The sequence below is a fragment of the Hymenobacter ruber genome, from assembly GCF_054783255.1.
In genome coordinates this window covers 748,543-768,205 of the sequence record NZ_BAAGQX010000002.1, presented here as the reverse complement: position 1 = coordinate 768,205, position 19,663 = coordinate 748,543, and the positions used below count along the sequence as shown (strand labels likewise).

Annotated in this window: 14 protein-coding genes; 8 read left to right on the top strand and 6 right to left on the bottom strand. The window is 61.7% G+C overall.

From position 1 onward, the window contains the following. The first annotated feature begins 22 nt into the window (after nt 1–22). Nucleotides 23–559 (top strand): hypothetical protein, encoded by a 537-nt coding sequence (locus ACYVM5_RS03905; protein ID WP_460616870.1) that lies wholly within the window; start codon nt 23–25, stop codon nt 557–559. 39 nt (nt 560–598) lie between these two features. On the opposite strand, the gene ACYVM5_RS03900 is transcribed toward ACYVM5_RS03905, so the two are convergent. Then, a complete protein-coding gene (locus tag ACYVM5_RS03900; protein ID WP_460616869.1) occupies nt 599–1,768 on the bottom strand; it encodes an anhydro-N-acetylmuramic acid kinase in 1,170 nt (389 codons plus the stop codon). Nucleotides 1,769–1,840: 72 nt separating this feature from the next. Further along, nucleotides 1,841–3,712, bottom strand: coding sequence for a Fe-S protein assembly chaperone HscA (gene hscA, locus ACYVM5_RS03895; protein ID WP_460616868.1), 1,872 nt, complete (start codon nt 3,710–3,712; stop codon nt 1,841–1,843). 328 nt (nt 3,713–4,040) lie between these two features. Here hscA and ACYVM5_RS03890 point away from each other — a divergent pair, with 328 nt between their 5' ends. The 5 genes from ACYVM5_RS03890 (at nt 4,041) to ACYVM5_RS03870 (ending at nt 11,616) form a co-directional block, all read left to right on the top strand. Further along, on the top strand, nt 4,041–6,215 hold the full coding sequence (locus tag ACYVM5_RS03890; protein ID WP_460616867.1) for a DUF4331 family protein: 2,175 nt from the start codon (nt 4,041–4,043) through the stop codon (nt 6,213–6,215). A gap of 118 nt (nt 6,216–6,333) precedes the next feature. Further along, nucleotides 6,334–7,662, top strand: coding sequence for a tetratricopeptide repeat protein (locus tag ACYVM5_RS03885; RefSeq protein WP_460616866.1), 1,329 nt, complete (start codon nt 6,334–6,336; stop codon nt 7,660–7,662). Nucleotide 7,663: 1 nt separating this feature from the next. Beyond that, nucleotides 7,664–8,347, top strand: coding sequence for a HupE/UreJ family protein (locus tag ACYVM5_RS03880; RefSeq protein WP_460616865.1), 684 nt, complete (start codon nt 7,664–7,666; stop codon nt 8,345–8,347). Nucleotides 8,348–8,425: 78 nt separating this feature from the next. Continuing rightward, entirely contained in the window at nt 8,426–8,815 is a 390-nt protein-coding gene (locus ACYVM5_RS03875) for a hypothetical protein (protein WP_460616864.1), read from the top strand. 533 nt (nt 8,816–9,348) lie between these two features. Further along, on the top strand, nt 9,349–11,616 hold the full coding sequence (locus ACYVM5_RS03870) for a TonB-dependent receptor (RefSeq protein ID WP_460616863.1): 2,268 nt from the start codon (nt 9,349–9,351) through the stop codon (nt 11,614–11,616). A 96-nt stretch (nt 11,617–11,712) separates the two neighbouring features. Here ACYVM5_RS03870 and ACYVM5_RS03865 read toward each other — a convergent pair whose 3' ends face one another. Next, nucleotides 11,713–14,100, bottom strand: a complete 2,388-nt coding sequence (locus tag ACYVM5_RS03865) for an alpha-amylase family glycosyl hydrolase (RefSeq protein ID WP_460616862.1) — start codon at nt 14,098–14,100, stop codon at nt 11,713–11,715. A gap of 449 nt (nt 14,101–14,549) precedes the next feature. Here ACYVM5_RS03865 and ACYVM5_RS03860 point away from each other — a divergent pair, with 449 nt between their 5' ends. Together ACYVM5_RS03860 and ACYVM5_RS03855 are read left to right on the top strand one after the other, a co-directional pair. Next, nucleotides 14,550–15,293, top strand: a complete 744-nt coding sequence (locus ACYVM5_RS03860; RefSeq protein WP_460616861.1) for a murein L,D-transpeptidase catalytic domain family protein — start codon at nt 14,550–14,552, stop codon at nt 15,291–15,293. 148 nt (nt 15,294–15,441) lie between these two features. Continuing rightward, a complete protein-coding gene (locus tag ACYVM5_RS03855) occupies nt 15,442–16,287 on the top strand; it encodes a murein L,D-transpeptidase catalytic domain family protein (RefSeq protein ID WP_460616860.1) in 846 nt (281 codons plus the stop codon). Nucleotides 16,288–16,366: 79 nt separating this feature from the next. Here ACYVM5_RS03855 and ACYVM5_RS03850 read toward each other — a convergent pair whose 3' ends face one another. The 3 genes from ACYVM5_RS03850 to ACYVM5_RS03840 all read right to left on the bottom strand — a co-directional run bounded on the left by ACYVM5_RS03850 (nt 16,367) and on the right by ACYVM5_RS03840 (nt 19,513). Continuing rightward, nucleotides 16,367–17,431, bottom strand: a complete 1,065-nt coding sequence (locus tag ACYVM5_RS03850) for an Ldh family oxidoreductase (protein WP_460616859.1) — start codon at nt 17,429–17,431, stop codon at nt 16,367–16,369. A gap of 96 nt (nt 17,432–17,527) precedes the next feature. Further along, entirely contained in the window at nt 17,528–18,481 is a 954-nt protein-coding gene (locus ACYVM5_RS03845) for a Ppx/GppA phosphatase family protein (protein ID WP_460616858.1), read from the bottom strand. Nucleotides 18,482–18,628: 147 nt separating this feature from the next. Beyond that, a complete protein-coding gene (locus ACYVM5_RS03840) occupies nt 18,629–19,513 on the bottom strand; it encodes a class I SAM-dependent methyltransferase (protein WP_460616857.1) in 885 nt (294 codons plus the stop codon). Between the last annotated feature and the right edge of the window lie 150 nt (nt 19,514–19,663).

Genomic DNA, 19,663 nt, shown 5'->3' with positions numbered 1-19,663 from the left:
CCGCCCCCGCTTATTTTTGGCCATGCAAGCACACTCAGGCCGGAAGCAGATGCGGTGGCTAGCCAATGCCAGGGCAAGCCTGTTGGCACTGGCGCTTTTGGTTGCAGGAGCAGCTAGTGGTGGGCTGAGGAAGGCACAGCAGGACGCCGAAACCAGCCCGGCGCTCAGCCAGGGGCAGGCGGCCGGACAATTTCTACGGGCCGTGCTTCGCGCCAATTATTCGTCCGCTTACAGCCGATTGGCGCCGGAAGTCCGGCAGGGCATCAGCCTCGCCCGGTTTACTGCGGCGGCCCGGCCGCTCTGGAAAAGTGGGCAGCGGCCCGGGCGCGGCACCGCCATCGAACTTTACAAACTGGGGGTACGCCTGAGCGACAGGGGCAGCTCTCGGCTATTCTACAGCTTTTCTTTCGCGGCTGATTCCAGTCTGCAAATCCCATCAGAGCTGCTGGAAGTTACTTTTCGGGACACCGCTTCCCGGGCGGTGCTGGGGTTTAGCCTACGCCTGACTGACGCTGCCCGGCCAAAAAAGCCAGCGCTGAAAAAAAAGCAAAGCCGGTAGCTATTGTCTACTGTGGACCCGCTATTACCGAGCAAATAGCTAGGGCAGACAGATTTTGCCCAAACTGATATTGGGGTTGCCCGCCACGGTCTCGTTGGCCAATACGGCAAACAGCACGGCTTCTTTGGCATCGGCGGGAATGCCAAGGGCATCGATGGGCGCGAAGCTGGCGGTGGGCAGGTGCCGTTGTAGGGCCCGGAGCAACGCGCCATTGTGGCTGCCGCCGCCGCTGACGTAGCAGGCTGCATTGGCTCGCTCGGCTTCTGAAAGGCACTGCGCAACGGCGCGGGCCACACCGGTGGCCGTGAGCTCGACCAAGGTGGCCAGCACGTCGGCGGGTGGGAGGGAAGCGGTGCCGGTTTTGATTCGGGCTTCGTGCAGATAGTCCGGGCCGAATAACTCCGGCCCGGTAGTCTTGGGTAGCGGCGCGGCGAAGAACGGGTGGCTGAGCAATTCTTGTAGCAGGGCTACATGAGCGGTGCCACTGGCCGCAATCGCGCCGTTTTCATCGAATTCCTGGCCGGGGAAATACTGCCGCGTTACGGCATCGAGCAGCGTGTTACCAGGACCGGTATCAGTGGTGAGGGACTGGCCTGCGGGCCGGGCTGGCAGGTACGTGAAATTGGCAATGCCGCCGAGGTTGAGCAGTAGGCGGTTTTCGGTAGGAGAGGAAAACAGCAACTCGTCGGCGTAGCCGGCCAAGGGGGCTCCCTCGAAGCCGTGGGCCACATGTTTCTGCCGGAAATCGGCCACGGTGATGATGCCGGTGAGCGCCGCTAAATGGTCGCCATCGCCGATTTGCAGCGTGGCGTGGTGCGGGAAATCGGCCTGCTGATGCTGGTGACGCGGCGCGTGCCAAATGGTTTGGCCGTGGCTGGCAATTAGGTCAATTTCGGCTGCTGCCACCTGCCAGGATTGCAGGCACGTCAGCACCATTTCGGCGTGCTGGCGGGCCACTTCGGCATTGAGAATGGTGACATCCTGCAACGCCACGGTGGGCTGCGAAATGGCGCGCAGCCGCAGCCGGAATTCCGCCGAGTAGGGCAGCGTAGCAAAATGCTCCAATGTGGCCTGCATCCCGGCTCCGTGCCCCACGCAGCGGCATAGCGCCACGTCCAGCCCATCGAGCGAAGTGCCCGACATAAGGCCAATGATGCGGCGGCTGGGCTGCTGGGCCAGCGAAAGAAGACGAGCGAGGTACGGATTCACGGGTGGGCCTTTGAGTACTTTTACGAAGGTATAAAAAGCGGTTTGTGCCCCGTTGTGCCGATTAGAAGGATGCTACTCGATTTTCTTGCCCGCCATGGCTTGCTGAATGGAGATGTTCATCACCCGCTCGGCGTAGGGGCGGGTTAACTCGTCGAGCTCGTCCATGGCTTTCAGAATAGGGTCGCGGTCAGTACCGGCCAGGGCGGCCTGCACCGTGACAACCTGGGCTGCGGTGGCCGTCAATTCCTTTTCGGTGAGGTGCTGGCGGTTTTTGCGGGTGAAATTATTCACCTGGTACAACAGCTGCTCGGCGGCGGTGCGGGCTTCGATGAGGAGGCGCGCCGCCACGTCGTCCTTGGCGTTTACCAGCGAGTCCATCAGCATCTGCTCCACCTGGTCGTCGGTGAGGCCGTACTGCGGCTTTATCTCCACCTGCTGGCGGGTGTTGGAGCGCAACTCAATGGCTTCCACCTTCAGGATGCCGTCGGCATTCAGCAGGAAGTTTACATCGACCTTGGGCAGGCCGGCGGGCATAGCCGGGATGCCGGTCAGGGTAAATTCGCCCAGCTTGCGGTTCTGGCTCACGAGGTCGCGCTCGCCCTGGTACACGGCAATTTTCAGGTTCACCTGCCCATCCACGCTGGTGGTGTACTGGCGGCCGGCTTTGGTCGGGATTTTTGAGTTGCGCGGAATGATGGGGTCCAGCAGGCCGCCCAGCGTTTCGATGCCCAGCGTGAGCGGCGTCACATCCAGCAACAGCACATCGCGCCGGTTGCCGGCCAGGATATCGGCCTGAATGGCGGCGCCCAAGGCCACCACTTCATCCGGGTTCAGTGTGTTGTTAGCCGGCTGGCCGAAGAACTCCGAAACTGCCCCATACACCAGCGGCACGCGGGTCGAACCGCCCACCAGCAGCACGGCATCGAGCTTGGTGTCGAGCTTGGCATCGGCCAGGGCCTGGCGGCAGGCCGCAATGGTGCGGTCCACCAGCGGGCGGATGAGGCCGTTGAACTGCGCGCGGGTGAGCGTGACAGTGATATTGTGGCCAGCCTCGTCGGTGAGGTGGGTCGTGAACTCGTCGTGCTGGCTGAGGTATTTCTTGGCCATTTCGGCGGCCAGGCGTAGCTGCTGTTGCAGGTGCGGGTTGGTGTGGAAGGCGTCCGAGAGGCCGAAGGTGGCCGTCCAATGGTCCACCACGGCGCGGTCTAGGTCGTCGCCCCCAAGGTAGGTGTCGCCGTTGGTGCTCAGTACTTCAAAAATGCCCTGCTGGATGCGCAGAATGCTGATATCGAAGGTGCCGCCGCCGAGGTCGTACACGGCCACGGTTTTTTCCTCGTCAGGGTTGAGACCGATGCCGTAGGCCAGGGCAGCGGCCGTGGGCTCGTTCACGATGCGCAATACTTCGAGGCCGGCGAGGCGGCCGGCGTCGCGGGTGGCCTGGCGCTGCGAGTCGTTGAAATACGCCGGCACGGTGATAACGGCGCGGTTTACCGGGGTTTTGAGGGCGTGCTCGGCGCGGGCGCGCAGCTCCCGCAGGATGGCGGCCGACAACTCAATAGGAGAGAAGAACCGGTCATCGACCCGGATTTTGACTAGACCTTCGGAGTTATCGTCGATGACTTTGTAGCCGAACTGCGTGGCGTGTTGGCCCAGGTCGCGGTAGCTTTTGCCCAGCAGGCGTTTCACCGAGTATATGGTGCGCTGCGGGTCGGTGAGGAGGTACTCACGCGCCTCGGTGCCCACGATGGGGTCGGCCCCGTCGGCAGGAAAATGCACCACTGACGGCACGATAGTGCCCCGGCCCAAATCGTTGATGGCGGTGGGTTGGTGGCTTTCGGGGTGCACGTAGGCCACGAGGCTGTTGGTGGTGCCCAGGTCGATGCCGACAATGATTTCTTCCTGCTGAAGGCTGCCGGTGGCCAGGTTGATTGCTACTGTAGCCATATAAACGAAGGGCGGCCACTGCCGGCAGCCCGAAAAATGAAAGTGAATGGCGCCGAAAAGCGCGGTGCAAAAGTACGGGCTAAACCGCGCCACCGCTGGGGCAATAAAGGCCCTGGGCGACGCGATTTGAACAAGCCAAAATCTTATTGAACTATTATCAGAAATATTCAAACCGAAGCCGCGAGTCCGGACGTAAGGAAAGTACAACTGCGCAGTCGGGTTCAAAAAGGCCACAGCATGCAGGTCTTTTAGGGCTATACTGTTCAGCTTACGCCTTTTTTAAGATTGCCTTACACCTTCACCCCCAAACCCATTTCCTAACTTTTTTATGAAAAATCTACTTACTCGCCCTCTTTTCCAGGCTGCTCTGCTCGCAACCGCGGCCGGAGGTGTGGTGGCTCTGAGCAGCCAGCACAACACACTGGAGGCCTCGAGCCACCGCGAAGCCCCACTCATCGCCGACGACCCGTTGGCCGATAACACCGACCTTTACGCTTTCCGCAGCCCTGACTCTCCTAACAACGACGGCAGCGCCAGCGTAACCATCATCGCCAACTACATTCCGTTGGAACTGCCCCAGGGCGGCCCGAACTATAACACGTTCGGCGAAAACGTGCGCTATGAAATCCACGTGAAAAACAACCCGGCCACGGCCGGCGACGACATCACGTACCGGTTCACGTTCACGCGCACCAATCAGGACCCGACCACGTTCTTTAATATCCGGTTGGGAATGCAGAACCTGAAAACCACTTATACCTGCGAGAAAAGCGTAGGCGGTGGCGCCTTCACCACTATTGTAACTAACGGCGTGGTGCCTCCACCCAACATCGGCCCGCGTTCCATCAACGGGGCTGCTGGCCTAAACCAAGCTGCCTCGTACTCGGCATTGATGACCAATGCCATTCAGACGCTGTCCGATGGCACCAAAATATTCTGCGGCGCGACGGATGACCCGTTCTTTGCGGACCTGGGCGGCATCTTTGACTTGGGTGGCATCCGCGCCCCCGGCGCGGCCCGCGATGGCCTCGCTCGCAAGAACACCCACGCCATTGCGCTGCAAATCCCGGTAACGGTGCTAGCTAAAGCAGGTACGCCTGCCCTGGGTGCTACAACCAACATTCTGGATTCGAACTACATCATCGGCGTATGGGCCTCGGCCAGCCGTCCTTCTACTCGTGTGCTGTCGACTACGGGCGCTGCTCCGACCACGTCGGGTAACTACGTGCAGGTGTCACGCATTGGTATGCCGCTGCTGAACGAAGTTATTAACCCCATCGGGGCTAAGGATGCCTGGAACTCCGGCACTCCGTATGCAGAAGTTGCTGCTACGGACGATTACCTGTCGAACCCCGAACTAGGCCTGTACATGGCTGATAACACACCCGTGCCTCCAGCTGCTCCCAAGCCCGCCGGCCAGACATATTACGGTGAAGCGGTACAAGGCCTCGGCCCGCTGCGTGTCCAGTCCAAATCGCTGGCTGGCCAGACCCTAGGTGGCCTGGGCGGAGCTAGCTTCGCGGGCTTTGACTTCCGCAACGGTGCGGCCGGCCTGAGCGGCCTGGCTGGCAACGCTGCCCTGAACGGCACGGCCCTGGCGGCTAATGCTTACGGTCCTTATCTGCTGCGAGCCGGCAAGCCGCGCTCGGTTGACATCCTGCCCATCTTCCACACGGGGGTTCCCAACCTGGCCCCGTACCAGCTGGCTTCGGGCAAAAACGGCAACCCGCTGGCGGCCGGCAAGCCTTTCATCAACAACTTCCTGTTGGTGGGCGGTTCGGCCAGCAACCCCGGCGGCGACATGCTGCGCCTGAACATGGCTGTGCCCCCTACGGCTCGCAACTCGGCTAACTTTAGCTCGGAAGGCCTGCTGGCCGCCGCCGTGCTGGGCCTGACGAATGCTACCTACAACACCACCACGACTGTACAGAACATCCCCAACATGGACGGCTTCCCCAACGGTCGCCGCCTGGAGGATGACGTAACCCGTATTGAGCTGCAAGCTGTGGGCGGCGCGGTGCTGGCTGCTATCGGCCTGTGGTACGATGACTACACGCCTGCTTCGACTTCGCCAGTTACCGCTCAGTTGAATAACGTGCTGAATTTCAACGCTGGCGTTACAGCCAACGACACCACATTCAGAGCTGCTTTCCCGTACTCGCAGACGCCCTGGAGCGGTACTACTGCCCAGCGCACGGCTTTGGCTCAGCGTTCGGCCAGCCTGGGCTTGTCGCCTAACCTGACGGTGGCTAATGCTTACCCCAACCCCTTCGCCGACCGCACTACGCTGCGTTTTGAACTACCCACCAAAGGCACGATGAGCGTGGTTATCACCGACGTGACCGGCCGCAAGGTGGCTACCATTGCCAAGGACAAAGCCTTCGGTGCCGGTGCCAACGAGTTGGCTTGGACGCCCGGCCGCGATGTGGCCCCCGGCCAGTACATTGCTACGCTGTACAACGGCAGCACTGTGGTGCAGTCGGTGCGCATCGAACGCCACTAACCTGCGCTAGAAGCTGATTGAAAAGAGCCGTCGTTTGGTCCTCGTTCGGGCTGGCGGCGGCTCTTTTTTTAGGCGTTAAGTTTACGGTTACTCCTCCACTCAGTCATCTTGCTCTGTTTTGAAAAAGTATTTATACCCCGGTTTGCTGGTTGTTTTTGGCTTGATGGCGGCCGCCATATTCTTCTTTAAAAAGCCGGAGGTTCGCACGCCGGAGCTGAAAGACCGGCGCGGCAGCCTGTCGGTGGGCAACGAATGGCTGAACACCAAGGCGGCCATTGAGGGCCTGCTGGCCAAGCTGCGCGCCAACCCCAACGACCAGAAAAGCCGCTTGCTGCTGGCTCAGGCCTATATGCAGGAAGGCCGCGTCACCGGCGACCACCCGTATTACGACGGCGCGGCTATGGACCTGCTGGAGCAGGTGCTGGCCGCCGAGCCCGAAAATTTCGAAGCCCTGTGCTGCAAAGCCTCGCTCTGCCTCACGCAGCACCATTTTGCCCAGGGCCTCGGCATTGCCGAGCAGGCCCAGAAACTGAACCCCAACAGCGGCTTCGTGTACGGCCTGCTGACTGATGCTAACGTGGAAATGGGCCACTACGAGGAAGCCATCAAGATGGCCGATAAGATGAATGCCGTGCGCCCCGACCTGCCCGCCTACGCCCGGGTGAGCTACCTGCGCGAGATTTACGGCGACGTGCCCGGGGCCATTCAGGCCATGGATATGGCCACCAAAGCCGGCTACATTGGCCTGGAGCAAACCGAGTGGACCCGCGTGGCGCTGGGCCATCTCTACGAAGTGAGCGGCGATACGGCCCGCGCCCGTGGCTACTACCTGATGGCGCTATCGGCCCGCCCCGGCTATGCCTACGCGCTGGCCGGCCTGGGCCGCATGGCGGCGGCGCATAAGGACTATGCGCGGGCCATCAAGCTCTACCAGGAGGCCCGCATTACGGTGAAGGATTATGCCTTTGCCGATGAGCTGACCGACCTGTACCGCCTCAACGGCCAGCCCGCAGAGGCCGACAAAATGGCGAAAGAATCCATCGATATGCTGGCCAATGCGGCCAAAGAAGCCGACAGCAACGAGCAAATGGGCCACTACGCCGACCGCGAGCTGGCCTACGCCTACCTCAAAACCAACGAGCTGGACAAGGCGATGGAGCACGCCAAAATCGAATACGACCGCCGCCCCGACAACATCGACGTGAACGAAACCATGGCCTGGGTGCTCTACAAGCGCGGCCAGTACGCCGAAGCGCAGAAATACATGCAGGTTGCCCGCCGCACTGGCTCCAAGAACCCGGTGCTGCTGTGCCGTGCCGGCCTCATCCTCACCAAGCTGGGCAAGAATGCCGAGGGGCAAGCCCTGATTGAGAACTCACTGAAAACCGCGCCCTACCTCAACCCCGAAGTAGAGGCCGAAGGCAAGAAGCTGCTGGCCGCCCGCTAATATGAAACCAACCGGACCGTTGCGAGGAATGCGCCTGCCGCGCCGGGCCCTGGTGGCCCTGCCGCTGCTGGCGTTGCCGGCTGCCGCGCACGTCCTCAACACGGACCTGAGCAAGCTCTCGCGCACGGAAATTTTCTGGACCTACCTGCAGCTGGGCTTCACCCACATCATTCCGCTGGGGTTCGACCATATTCTGTTCATCATCAGCCTCTACATTCTAGAGCCGCGCCTGAAACCGGTGCTCATGCAGGCCACGGCGTTCACGGTGGCGCACTCCATCACGCTGGGGCTGGCCATGTACGGGTTCATTCAGCCGCCGTCGTCGGTGATTGAGCCGATTATTGCGCTGTCCATCCTGTTTGTGGCAATCGAAAACATCATCACCGACAGGCTCAATCCGTGGCGCTTGCTCATCGTGTTTGGCTTCGGGCTGGTGCACGGAATGGGGTTCGCCAGTGCCCTCACAGGCCTGGGGCTGCCGCAAAAGGACTATTTCGGTTCGCTCATCTCCTTCAACGTGGGCGTGGAACTGGGCCAGGTTTCGGTGATATTGCTGTGCTGGGCGCTGGTGGGCCGCTGGGCCGCCGACAAAAGCTGGTACAAGCAGCGGGTGGTGGTGCCGGTATCGGTGGTTATCGGCCTGATTGCGGCGTACTGGACCGTGGAGCGCGTGTTTTTTGCCTGAATAATTAATCGGAAATCATTCCACCCTTGCCGGGGCTTTTCGCCGTAGATGATGCGAACTTCGGCCCGTACTGCATCCATGATTTTGCGCCAATACCTCACGTTGCTGCTGCTGCTCAACTACCTACTGGTGGTGGGGGCGGGCCTCGTGGAGCGCCCGGCGAAAGTGATTGACCGGCCCTTCGCCTATGTGCACAGCCAGGACTGCCAGCTGCGCCACACGCTGCGGCTGGGCTGTTTCGATGACTGCAACGGCGTGCAATACACCGTGAAAAAAACCGGCGAGCGGCCGCCTTTTCAGCAGTTGCTCACCTCTCTCAAAGGCTTGGATACGCACTGCCTTCCGGAAGTGCGGGTAGTATTCACCCGGCCGGTTTTTGGTGCTGCCCAAGCCCGCCAGTCCGCTCGCATGGTGGCTGTGCCCGTGGGCTACCGGGGCCAGATTGAGTTGCCGCCACGTTGGGGATAAGTTGATTTTTGGCTTCGAAGTAATTGGTGTTCGGTTCGAATCCAATCGAAGCCAATGAGGACGGCTGTCTCCACGAGCCGTGCCATTCATCTTATCCAACCATCCGACGCAGCCTACGGGCCATGGTGCCTGGGCGCGTTCAACTCCTCATCTCATGATTTTTCGGGCCAATTCTCTCCAACCCGTAGCGGGCGCTACGGGTGTTGTTTCTCGTGTGCAGTTGCCTAAAGCGGGCCGCATTGCCATGTCTTTGTTCGATGCAAATAGCCGCGCATTGCCGGCCCCAAATGCTTTGGCCGGGCACAGCCAGTTGCGCGGGCACTTGGGGCGGCAACGCACCCAACACTTAGTACAGTGCCGTGCCAACTGCATGAGCAAGGCCAACTTCTAACCGGTTTATTCCCTCTTTCACTCAACTGCGCGAATGGCAGGCGGCGCTTCGGGGTCGCCTGCTACTCGCCTGACAGCCGGATTAGATGAAACAACTTTTTACTGCCTTATCGGCCTGGTGCCTGGTGTTGGGGTTCTTTTTATTGACCCAAACTGCCCGGGCGCAGGGCACCGCCACCCTGCGCGGCACCGTGGCCGATTCCCTCTCGGGCCAGCCGGTGGCGGGCGTGAGCGTGGGCCTGCAAGGCCAGCCCGGCGGCACCGCCACCGATGCGCTGGGCAACTTTCGTCTCAGCGGCCTTGCGCCCGGCAGCTACGCGCTGCGGGTGGGCGCGTTGGGCTACCGCGCCCAAATCGTGCCCGTGACGCTGACGGCTGGCGAAAGCCCGCGCCTCAAGCTGCGCTTGGCCGCCACTGCCCTCAGCCTGGCCGAAGTAACCGTGAGCCAACCCCGCGACCCCAATCAGAGCCTGGCCGCCATCTCGCACATCGACCAACTGCTGCGGCCCGTGAACTCAGCCCAGGACTTATTGCGCCTCGTGCCGGGCCTGTTCATTGCGCAGCACGCGGGCGGTGGCAAGGCCGAGCAGATTTTCCTGCGCGGCTTCGACTGCGACCACGGTACTGACTTTGCGGTGAGTGTGGACGGTCTGCCGGTGAACATGGTGAGCCACGCCCACGGCCAGGGCTACGCCGATTTCCACTTCGTAATCCCCGAAACGGTGGAGCAGCTGAAGGTGTACAAAGGTCCGTACACGGCCCGGTTCGGCGATTTCGCCACGGCCGGCGCGGGCGAGTTCACCACCAAGACCCGGCTGGAGCACAGCCAGGTGAAGCTAGAAGTGGGTCAGTTCGACACCCGTCGGGCGCTGGTGATGCTGGACCTGCTGGGCCAGAACCACCACCTGCTTAGCAAGCGGCCGGAAAGTGCCTACGTGGCGGCCGAATACAACTTCACCAACTCTTACTTCGACCAGCCGCAGCACTTCAAGCGCTTCAACGGCATGGCTAAGTACACGGGCCAACTATCCGATAAAACTTCGCTCACGCTGCTGGGCTCGCACTTCACCTCGAACTGGGATGCCAGCGGGCAGATTCCGGAGCGTGGCATCCGCGAGGGAATCATTTCGCGCTACGGCAGCATCGACCCCACCGAGGGCGGCCGCACCAGCCGCACCAATGCCAGCGCGGTGCTCACCACCGCGCTGCCGCACGATGCCGTGTTGCGCCAGCAGGCCTACTATTCGAAGTATGATTTCAGCCTGTTTTCCAACTTCACCTTCTTCCTGCACGACTCGATAAACGGCGACGAAATCAACCAGACCGACAACCGGAATCTGTTCGGCTACACGGCCACGTATGAGCGCGACGACCAACTGGGCGCCCGGACCCTGCACAGCACGCTAGGAGTGGGTACCCGCAACGATTTCTCCACCCTGGGCCTGCGCCACACCGTGCGCCGCCAGGTGCTCGATACCATCAGCACAGGCCAGCTCTATGAGCGTAACATCAACGCCTACCTCGACGAAACCCTGTCCCTGACCGACCGCCTCACGGTGAACGCGGCCGTGCGGGCCGACTTCTTCACCTTCGATTTCCGGGGCATTGCCACCGATGAGGTTACCGGTGCCCTGGCCCCGCTACGGGGCCGGGTGGCCCGCGCCCGCGTGTCACCCAAGCTCAACTTGTATTACCAGCTCACGCCGGCCGTGCAGCTGTTTGCCCGCTCGGGCTTCGGGTTTCATTCCAATGATGCGCGGGGCGTGATTCAGGGCGTGAATGCCAACGTGCTGCCCCGGGCCGTGGGCTCCGAAATTGGCAGCACGTTCAAGCCCCTGCCCAGCCTGGTGGTGAATGCAGCCCTCTGGAGCCTGCACTTGCAGGACGAGCTGGTGTATGTGGGTGATGAGGCCGTGGTGGAAAGCACCGGCCCCACCCAGCGCTACGGGCTGGATTTGTCGGTGCGCTACCAGTTGGGCAGCCGGCTTTTTATCGATGGCGACTTCAACTACAACCACGGCCGCCAGATTGACGCGCCCGAAAAGGCCAACTACATTCCGCTCGCGCCTACCTTCACCAGCACCGGCGGCCTCACTTACCGAGCCCCGAAGGGCCTGAGCGGCAGCCTGCGCTACCGCCACATTGACTCGCGTCCGGCCAACGACGACGGCAGCATCACGGCCCGGGGCTATTTCCTGCTCGATGCCGTGCTGGCCTACACCACGCCCCGCTTTCAAATCGGAGCATCGGCCGAAAACCTGCTGAATGTGGAGTGGAACCAGGCCCAGTTCGCCACCCAAACCCGCCTGATAAACACGCCCAAACGCGAGCCCCTCGAAGGCATCGACGAGCTGCACTTTACGCCTGGTACGCCGTTTTATGCGAAGTTGAACGTGAGCGTGTTTTTCTAGCCTGCTACTGTTTTTCCGCAGACGCGCGCCAGCAGCCTAAAAACAAAAAGCCTCTCCGGTTACTCGGAGAGGCTTTTTGTTTCAACGTAAAAACACTTATTGCACCGCCACCTTCTGGCTCACGTGGAACTCCGGCACGCTCAGCTGGTAGATGCCAGCGGGCAGCGTCTTCTTCACGCCGAGGCGCAGCTCGTTGGAGCCGTTGTAGAGGCGCACAGTTTCTTGGTGCACCAGGCGGCCGGTCAGGTCGTGCAGCTGCACGGTGGCGGCCTGCTCGCGGTTGGCCGTAATCACCACGTCGATGCGGTCGGCGGCGGTGGGGTTAGGGTACACCAGCACTTCGGCGGTGGCCGCTTCCTGGGTGGTGGCCAGGGCGTTGGCATCGCGGCGGCCGGTCATGGCCCCGGTTACCACGGTGGGGGCGGTGTAGGTCACCTTCACGAAGGCACCCTGGGCGGGGTTGGCGGTGCTGGCATTTTTGGCTTTCAGCGTGTACCAGCCCTCGGTGGTGGGGGTGTAGGTGCCCGTGAGGGTGCCGGTGCCGGTTTGGCTGCTCACCACCGTACCGGCACTGTTGAGCACGGCTACCGTGAGGCTGCGCGTGGCATCCACGGGGTAGAGGTTGTAGGTAACGCTCTTGTTGGCGGCCACGTAGATGCGGCCGGCCGTGCGGTAGGCCGTGCTGGCGGCCGGCAGCGCGCCGCCCTGGCCCAGCGAGCGGCTGTCGGAGTCGCCCAGGTCATTGGCCAGCTCCCATTCCTGGGTGGTGGTCAGGGCCGGGCGGGTGTAGCCGGTCACGGCATTGGTGGGAGCCCACACCGAGTAGCCGCGGCGGCCGCCGGCGGCCGTGCCGTTGCACGGCGGCGTGTTGATAGCCACGGTCTGGCTGGCGCTCACCGTCACGGTAGCGGTGCCATTAGCGCCGGAATAGTCCTTCAGTACGGTTCCGGGCGCGAAATCGCAGCTCACCGTGTTGTTCTGCCAGGTCGTGTAGTTGTCGTTGATGCCGATGATGGCCTTGGTGCTGCGCTCAATCACGAGGTGGTCGGCGGCCTGGTAGCGCACTTTGTAAGCGCCGTCTTTAAAGTGCAGGTTCTGGTGGCACCACACCAGGTTCACGAGGTCGTCGCGGGTGGGCAGGTCCACGGTGCTTTTAGGGCTGTGGCTGTAGCGTTTGCTGGTGTTGCCCACGTTGAATACGTCCTCAAAAAAGAGCATCGGCGAGCCGTCCATGGCTAGTGCGGCCGCATACACGGCCGAGAGGCGCGGGTCGAACGGGTCGATGTGCGGGGCCAGCTCCGAGCCGGTGTTCCAGCCGGTGTAGTTGCCGTTGGCATCCACCTGCGGGCGCATGGTGTCGTGGTTGTTCACGAATGGCACCGTGCGGTGCACATACGTCCCGCCGATGTTCACCACGCGGGTATTCTGCTGGTAGGTGGGCAAGGTGCCGATGTCGAAGCTACCACCTTGGCTCACAATCTGGTACAGGCCGTTGCGCAGCGAGAAGTCGAAGGTGCCGGCGCGGTTGTTCACGTTGGCCACCCAGCCGTCCATCTGGGAGGCCGAGCCCACCCATTCGCCCACGGCGTACATGGTGGCCCCGCCGCTGGCCCAGCCGGCATTGCTCTGCAGGTTATACAGGAAATCCTCGCTGGCGAAGTCCGGAAAATGCTTCACGGCATCCATCCGCACGCCATCGAAACCAACCTGCTTCTTGTACCAAATCAGCCAGTTGCGGTTGCCGTTGCGCATGTAGTCGCTGCTCTGCGCGGGGTTGTAGGTGGTGGCGTTGGAGCTTTGGCCGTAGGAGCCCGGGTAGTAGCTGATGTCCGGGCCGAAGTAGGGCGCGTTCCAGTCGCCCGAAGTCGAGTTGTTGCCTTGGTTGGGGTTGAAATTCTCCCAGTTCTTCGCGAAGCGGCCCGAGCGGCTGTAGTAGTCGGCGGCGCTTTCGTCGGTTACGGGCTTGGCGTAGCTCACGTAGCGGAAGTTCTTGTATTTGCTGGTGGTGCCGTCTTCCCAGGCCCCGGGGTCCTGCCCGCCCGCGCCGTTGGAGGAGCCCGCCCCGTCGTTGTGGTTCAGCACCACGTCCTGAATCACTTCCACGCCGTTGGCGTGCAGCACGGCCACGGCGCGCAGCAGCTCGTCCTTGGTGCCCATGCGGGTGGCCAGGAAGCCTTTCTGCCACTTATCGCCCAGGTCGTAGTTGTCGAAAGGGGAGTAGCCGTTGCCCTGGTTGGCGTTTTTGATGGTCGGCGGAATCCAGATGGCGTCCACGCCCATGGTCTTGAGGCGCGGCGCGAGGTCGGCGAGGTAGTTGGCCCAGCCGTTGGGGTAGTTGCTATTCCAGAAATCCCACCAGAAGCCCTGCATCACCACTTTTTGGGCGTGGGCGCTCTGGTTGCCGGCCCCCAGCAAGGCCAAAGCCAGGGCCAGCGTGAACCGGAATCGTTTGCGGAATGGAAAATGAGGAGAAAAGTGCATCATGTGTGGGAATTGGGTTTTGTGAGGAAAAAGTGAAGTGTAGCTTGCCAGTCAGCGGCCACCCAAAAACGCGGGTTTTAGTGCTGATTGACGGCGTCAAGGTAGAAGAAATGGTTTGCATGACCTTGAAATGACAAAATATTATTTGTGCATTCGATTGCATTTTTTAAATAATTGTGCTATGCGGTTATTTATTATTCCTCAGCCATTGGCTCGGTCCTAGTGCCGGGCTTTATTTATCGCCTGCCTTTAGTCCGCCACCTGACCCATTTTGGTAAAAGAGCCAGCGGGCATGCGGTAGCTGTCGCAGCCTGCCGTAATTTCGGCTCATGGTTAGGTTGAGAGCAGCATGGGGCATTACCAAAACAGCCGTCGTAAGGGCGTCCTTCGTTAGTTGCCTGGCGGCAGCGCTGCTCACGGCCGGCTGCCAGCTGCGGGCCGAAGAGGCACAAATGCCCGCTAGAAAACACGTCTCGGTCGTTACCCCGCCCGCTTCGGCACCTGCCGATATTCCCGATTCGCTTCGTCTGACGCCGGTGCCCGCGCTAGCCGCCGTACCCGATACGTTGCACCGAGCCATCCAGCAGCTGCACGCCGCCCTCGGCCCCGCCGCCGCCGCGCTGCGCCCCGAAGTGCTGGAGCAGGCCTGCGTGGGCTACCTCACGCTGCACCCCACCGGCCGCATCGAGCGGGGAGGCCTGCTGGCCGTGGCCGATATGGACCTGCCCAACACCACCGAACGCCTCTGGGTTATCGACCTCCAGAATGCCCAGGTAATACACCGCAGCCTTGTCGCTCACGGCGAAGGCTCGGGCCACCTGCGCGCGCGCCGCTTCTCCAACCTGGAGTCTTCCGCCTGCACTTCGCTGGGTTTCTACCGCACCGGGGCTACCTACGACGGCATTCACGGCTACTCGCGCCGCATCGAGGGCCTGGACAAGGGGCAGAATGCCAATGCCTTCGACCGCTACGTGGTGCTACACGCGGCCGACTACGCCAGCCCGAAATACGTGCAGCAGTACGGGCACCTGGGCTACAGCCGGGGCTGCCCGGCCCTGCCACCCGAGCAGTTCAAGGACATTATTGCCACGCTGCGGGTGGGCAGCATGCTGCTCGTGAGCGGCCCCGGCCTGGCCTCGCGCTGGCTGGATGGCGGAGCCGCCGGCCGGCGCTTTTTGCAGCGCGGCTGGCGCTAGCTGGCCCGTCTGGCGGGCTAAAAACGGAATCATTTAGGCCAGTAAGGGGTTTAAGAATGGCCACCGGGGTTCGTATCCCGTATAAGCTGTTGAAGCAGCTGCCGCACTTGCGGCGGCTGGTTCTTTTTCATCATCAGCCATTTCGATTATGCACCAGCACCAGCCCAGCATTGTTCAGCGCAAACGCAAAAGCCTGCGTCGTCAGCGTTTGGCGCGGCGCGTTCTGCCGTTTCTGGCGTCGTTGTTTTTGGCTACGCCGTTGGCGGGCAATATTCAAAAGTCAGTAGCCAACTCGCCCAATGAGCTGCAGATGCCCAAAATGGACTTCTCGCCCAAAGCGCAGTTCGACCAGGAATTGCACGCCACCTACAACGCCCTCGGGGCGGAGCAGGAAGGCCTGCGGTTTGAAACCTTCGCCAAAGCCATGACCGGCTACCTCAACCTGCGCCAGGATGGCAAGCTGGCCGAGGATAAGCAGGTGCTCACGGTTATCGATTTCGACCTGCCCAGTACCGAAAAGCGTCTTTGGGTGCTCGATTTGGGCAAGAAGGAAATCCTCTTCCACACTCTGGTGGCTCACGGCCACAACTCGGGCGAGAACGAGGCTACTAACTTCTCCAATACTGACCAGAGCAACATGAGCAGCCTCGGCTTCTACGCCACGGGCAGCGAGTATGAGGGCAAGCACGGCCACTCGCTGCATCTGCAGGGGCTGGACGAAGGTTACAACACCAACGCCGCCGCCCGCTCGGTGGTGATGCACGGGGCTGACTACGTGAGCGAAGAATTTATCAAGCAAAACGGCCGCCTGGGCCGCAGCCTCGGCTGCCCGGCCCTGCCGATGGACCAGTACGCACAGATTATTGATGCTGTGAATGGCGGCACTTGCTTGTTTTTAAACAAGTCGGACGCTGGCTACTCGTCGCAGTACCTGAACCAGGACGTGGCCATTGCCGCGCTGGTGCCTCACGCTGCGACCAATGGCATTTCCTAAGCACGAATAGATTTTTATAAAAAAGGCCCTTCGAATCATCGGAGGGCCTTTTTTATGCATTTGAACGACTGAATCTGGACTACAGCTTTACCCCAAGCTTCGCGCCCACGCCTTCCAAATCCTGCACCACGGCATCGAGCAGCGGAATGCCTTCCAGCAGGCGGTGAGCGGCGATTTCGCGCTCCGGGTCGCCGGGAATGAGGACCTTTTTGCCCTCCACGGCCTGCGCGTTGCGGAAAGTCGAAATCCAGTTATCCATGTGCGCCTTGAACTCGTCGGCGGGCCGGAAAGCATCCACGCGCATCGCCCCGAAAAAGTGGCCCAGGCCCTGGCCCACGGGGTTGGCCGAGGGCTGGAGAAAGGCCACGAAGGGCGGCACCCACGGGCCATAGTTTGCGCCCGAAAGCACGGCGGAGAAAATATCCACCACCGCGCCCAGGCCGTAGCCCTTGTGCGAGCCGGTGGCCCCGCCGAGGGGCAGCAGCGCGCCGCCGTTTTTCACGGCATTGGCATCGGTGCTGGGCTGGCCGTCGGCGGTTTGGGCCCAGCCTTCGGGCAGGGGCAGGCCTTTGCGCTGTGCGATTTCGAGCTTGCCATTGGCGGCGGTGGTGGTGGCCATGTCGAGCACGAAATCGGGCTGTTCGCCGGCGGGCACGGCCACGGCAATGGGATTGGTGCCAAGCAGCCTATCCAGCGAATAAGTGGGCGCTACCAATGGCGAGGCGTTGGTCATGGCAACGCCCAGCATGTCGTGCGCCAGGGGCAGCATGGCGTGGTAGCCCGCAATGCCGAAGTGGTTGGAATTCTTTACTGAAACCCAGCCGGTGCCCACTTGCTGGGCCTTCTCAATGGCCACGCGCATGGCTTTGGGCCCCACCACCAAGCCGAGGCCGCCGTCGCCGTCCACCACGGCGGTGCTGGGCGTTTCGTAGGTGATGCCCACCCGGGGCGTGGCATTGATGCGGCCGGCCTCCCACAGCCGCACGTAGCCCACGAGGCGGGCCATGCCGTGCGAGTCCACCCCGCGCAAATCGGCCGAGAGCAGGGTTTCGGTGGCCAGTGTGGCATCATCGGCCGGGCAGCCGATGGCGCGGAAAACGCTTTCGGTGAAGGAGAAAAGCTGGCTGTAGGAGAAGGTTGGCATAGCAGATAATAGATGTAGCGCAGCCTCGGCGAGTGCGCGCCTAGGCGGCGGTTCGGGCAATGCGCGGACTCGCCGAGTCCGCGCTACAGGCAGATGCTACGGCCGCAGCATCTCGGCCAGCAGCCCTTCTTTCAGTGCATAAGCCGAGGTGCGAATGCGCGTGATTTCCGCAATGCCCAGCACAAAATCGATAAGCACGGCCGCAACTACCAGCATGTCGGCCCGCATGGGCAGGATGCCGGGCAGGGCCTTGCGCTGCTCGTGGTTGCCACTGAGCAGGTGGCGGTAGCTGGTCTGGAACGACTCCAGCGCCAGCTCAGTGCAGGGCGGTAGCTGGCTTTCGGTGCGCAACTCGCCGATTTGCATATCGGCCAGGCTGTCGAAGCTGCCCGATGCGCCCACGAGGCTGACCGGGCGGTAGCGCCGCACCGCTTCGATGAGCGGCTCCAGCACCGTGCCGAGGTAGCGCTGCTCAGCTTCCACGGCTTCGGCGGGAAATACGCCGCTGGGGTCGGAAAAAAACTTGTCGAGCAGGCGCTGGGCCCCGATTTCGAAGCTTTGCTTCCAGAAAATGGTGTGCTGATTGGCGATAATGAACTCGACGGAACCGCCACCGATGTCCATAATCAGCTGCGCTTCTTCGCCCAAATCCACGGCCTGGCGCACCCCTTCGCAGATGAGCTCCGCCTCCCGCTCACCGGGAATGACGTTGACTTGGATGCCGGTTTGCTCGAAGATGTCGCGCACCAAATCGGGGCCATTTTTGGTGACGCGCATGGCGCTGGTGGCCGTGGCGCGCACTTCGGTCACTTCGTGCAGCTCCATTTCTTCCTTGAAACCGGCCAGCGTGTGCAGGGCGCGGTCGTAGGCCGCCGGAGCGATGATGCCCTGGCTGATGCCGCCTTCGCCGAGGCGCACACCGGCTTTAGTGCGCAGAATGACCAGCGGCTTTTCGCCGGGTGTTTTGGATATTTCCACAATAAGCAGGTGGAAAGTATTGGTGCCCAAATCAATGAGCGCAAGGCGGCGATGGGCGTGCGGCGTGTGCATGGTGTCGTTTTAGTCGGTCGTCATCCTGAGCGTAGCGAAGGACCTTATCACGCCAGGGCAGTTGGTAGTAATTCCAACGGCGCATACGTGATAAGGTCTTTCGACTTTGCTTTTATGCGCAAAATGCTCAGGATGACAAGAAAAAAATTAGTTGGCGAACCGGCAGAACGTGCCCAGCGGCAGCTTGCGCTGGCCGGCATCGTGCAAATAAATCTCGCCCAGCTCGCGCACGACCTTTTCACCGGGGAAAATGGCGGTGGTCAGGTTGTCGAGAATCAGGGCCGAGAAGCCCAGCGAGTACAGGTTCACCACGAAAAAATGGTCCTCGGGGTCGAGGAGCTGCTGGCTCAGCTTGAGCATCTCATTGAGCTCGTCTTCGAGCTGCCACTTTTCGCCGTTGGGGCCGCGGCCGTAGGCGGGCGGGTCGAGGATGAGGCCCTGGTACTTGCTGCCGCGTTTCACTTCGCGCCGCACGTACTTCATGGCGTCTTCCACCAGCCAGCGCACGCCGTCGAGCTGGCTGGCTTCCATGTTGTCGCGGGCCCAGAAGTTCACCTGCTTCACCGAGTCAAGGTGCGTCACATCGGCCCCGGCGGCGCGGGCGGCCAGGGTAGCCGCACCGGTGTAGGCAAAAAGATTGAGTACGCGGGGCAGCTTGGCGCGGCGCTTGCGGGTCTGGTTGTAGATAAACTGCCAGTTGGGGTCCTGCTCCGGAAACAGCCCCACGTGCTTGAACGACGACAACCCGAGGCGGAATTTCAGCTTCAGGCCATCGGGCCGCTCGTAGGCAATCACCCACTGCTCGGGCATGCTGGGCTTGAGGCGCCACTGGCCTTTTTCGGTGGAGCCGGGGGCGCGGGCGAAGGCGGCATCGGCCTTTTCCCACTCCTTGAGCGGCAGGTGCGGGTCCCAAATAGCCTGGGGTTCCGGCCGGGCGAGTATGTATTTGCCGAAACGCTCCAGCTTCTGGAAGTTGCCGGAGTCAATCAGCTCGTAATCGGGCCAGGGGGAGGTGGTGAGAAAGTCGTACATAAGCAGGCCGCAAAGGTAGGGGTAGGGCCCGGCAGGGCGAGGCATTTGGAGAAGGCAATCGAATATAGCGACGCGACACTTCGCGTCTTGGCGTTGAACGGGGGCGAACACCACGCCTTTTGAAAGCGGCGCACGTAAAAGCACGTTGTG

What these genes read in the sequence shown, in the direction of transcription:
- ACYVM5_RS03905 (WP_460616870.1), top strand. Translation starts at nt 23, where the DNA reads ATGCAAGCACACTCAGGCCGGAAGCAGATGCGGTGGCTAGCCAATGCC.
- hscA (WP_460616868.1), bottom strand. Translation starts at nt 3,712, where the DNA reads ATGGCTACAGTAGCAATCAACCTGGCCACCGGCAGCCTTCAGCAGGAA.
- ACYVM5_RS03890 (WP_460616867.1), top strand. Translation starts at nt 4,041, where the DNA reads ATGAAAAATCTACTTACTCGCCCTCTTTTCCAGGCTGCTCTGCTCGCA.
- ACYVM5_RS03880 (WP_460616865.1), top strand. Translation starts at nt 7,664, where the DNA reads ATGAAACCAACCGGACCGTTGCGAGGAATGCGCCTGCCGCGCCGGGCC.
- ACYVM5_RS03875 (WP_460616864.1), top strand. Translation starts at nt 8,426, where the DNA reads ATGATTTTGCGCCAATACCTCACGTTGCTGCTGCTGCTCAACTACCTA.
- ACYVM5_RS03865 (WP_460616862.1), bottom strand. Translation starts at nt 14,100, where the DNA reads ATGATGCACTTTTCTCCTCATTTTCCATTCCGCAAACGATTCCGGTTC.
- ACYVM5_RS03860 (WP_460616861.1), top strand. Translation starts at nt 14,550, where the DNA reads ATGCCCGCTAGAAAACACGTCTCGGTCGTTACCCCGCCCGCTTCGGCA.
- ACYVM5_RS03855 (WP_460616860.1), top strand. Translation starts at nt 15,442, where the DNA reads ATGCACCAGCACCAGCCCAGCATTGTTCAGCGCAAACGCAAAAGCCTG.
- ACYVM5_RS03850 (WP_460616859.1), bottom strand. Translation starts at nt 17,431, where the DNA reads ATGCCAACCTTCTCCTACAGCCAGCTTTTCTCCTTCACCGAAAGCGTT.
- ACYVM5_RS03845 (WP_460616858.1), bottom strand. Translation starts at nt 18,481, where the DNA reads ATGCACACGCCGCACGCCCATCGCCGCCTTGCGCTCATTGATTTGGGC.
- ACYVM5_RS03840 (WP_460616857.1), bottom strand. Translation starts at nt 19,513, where the DNA reads ATGTACGACTTTCTCACCACCTCCCCCTGGCCCGATTACGAGCTGATT.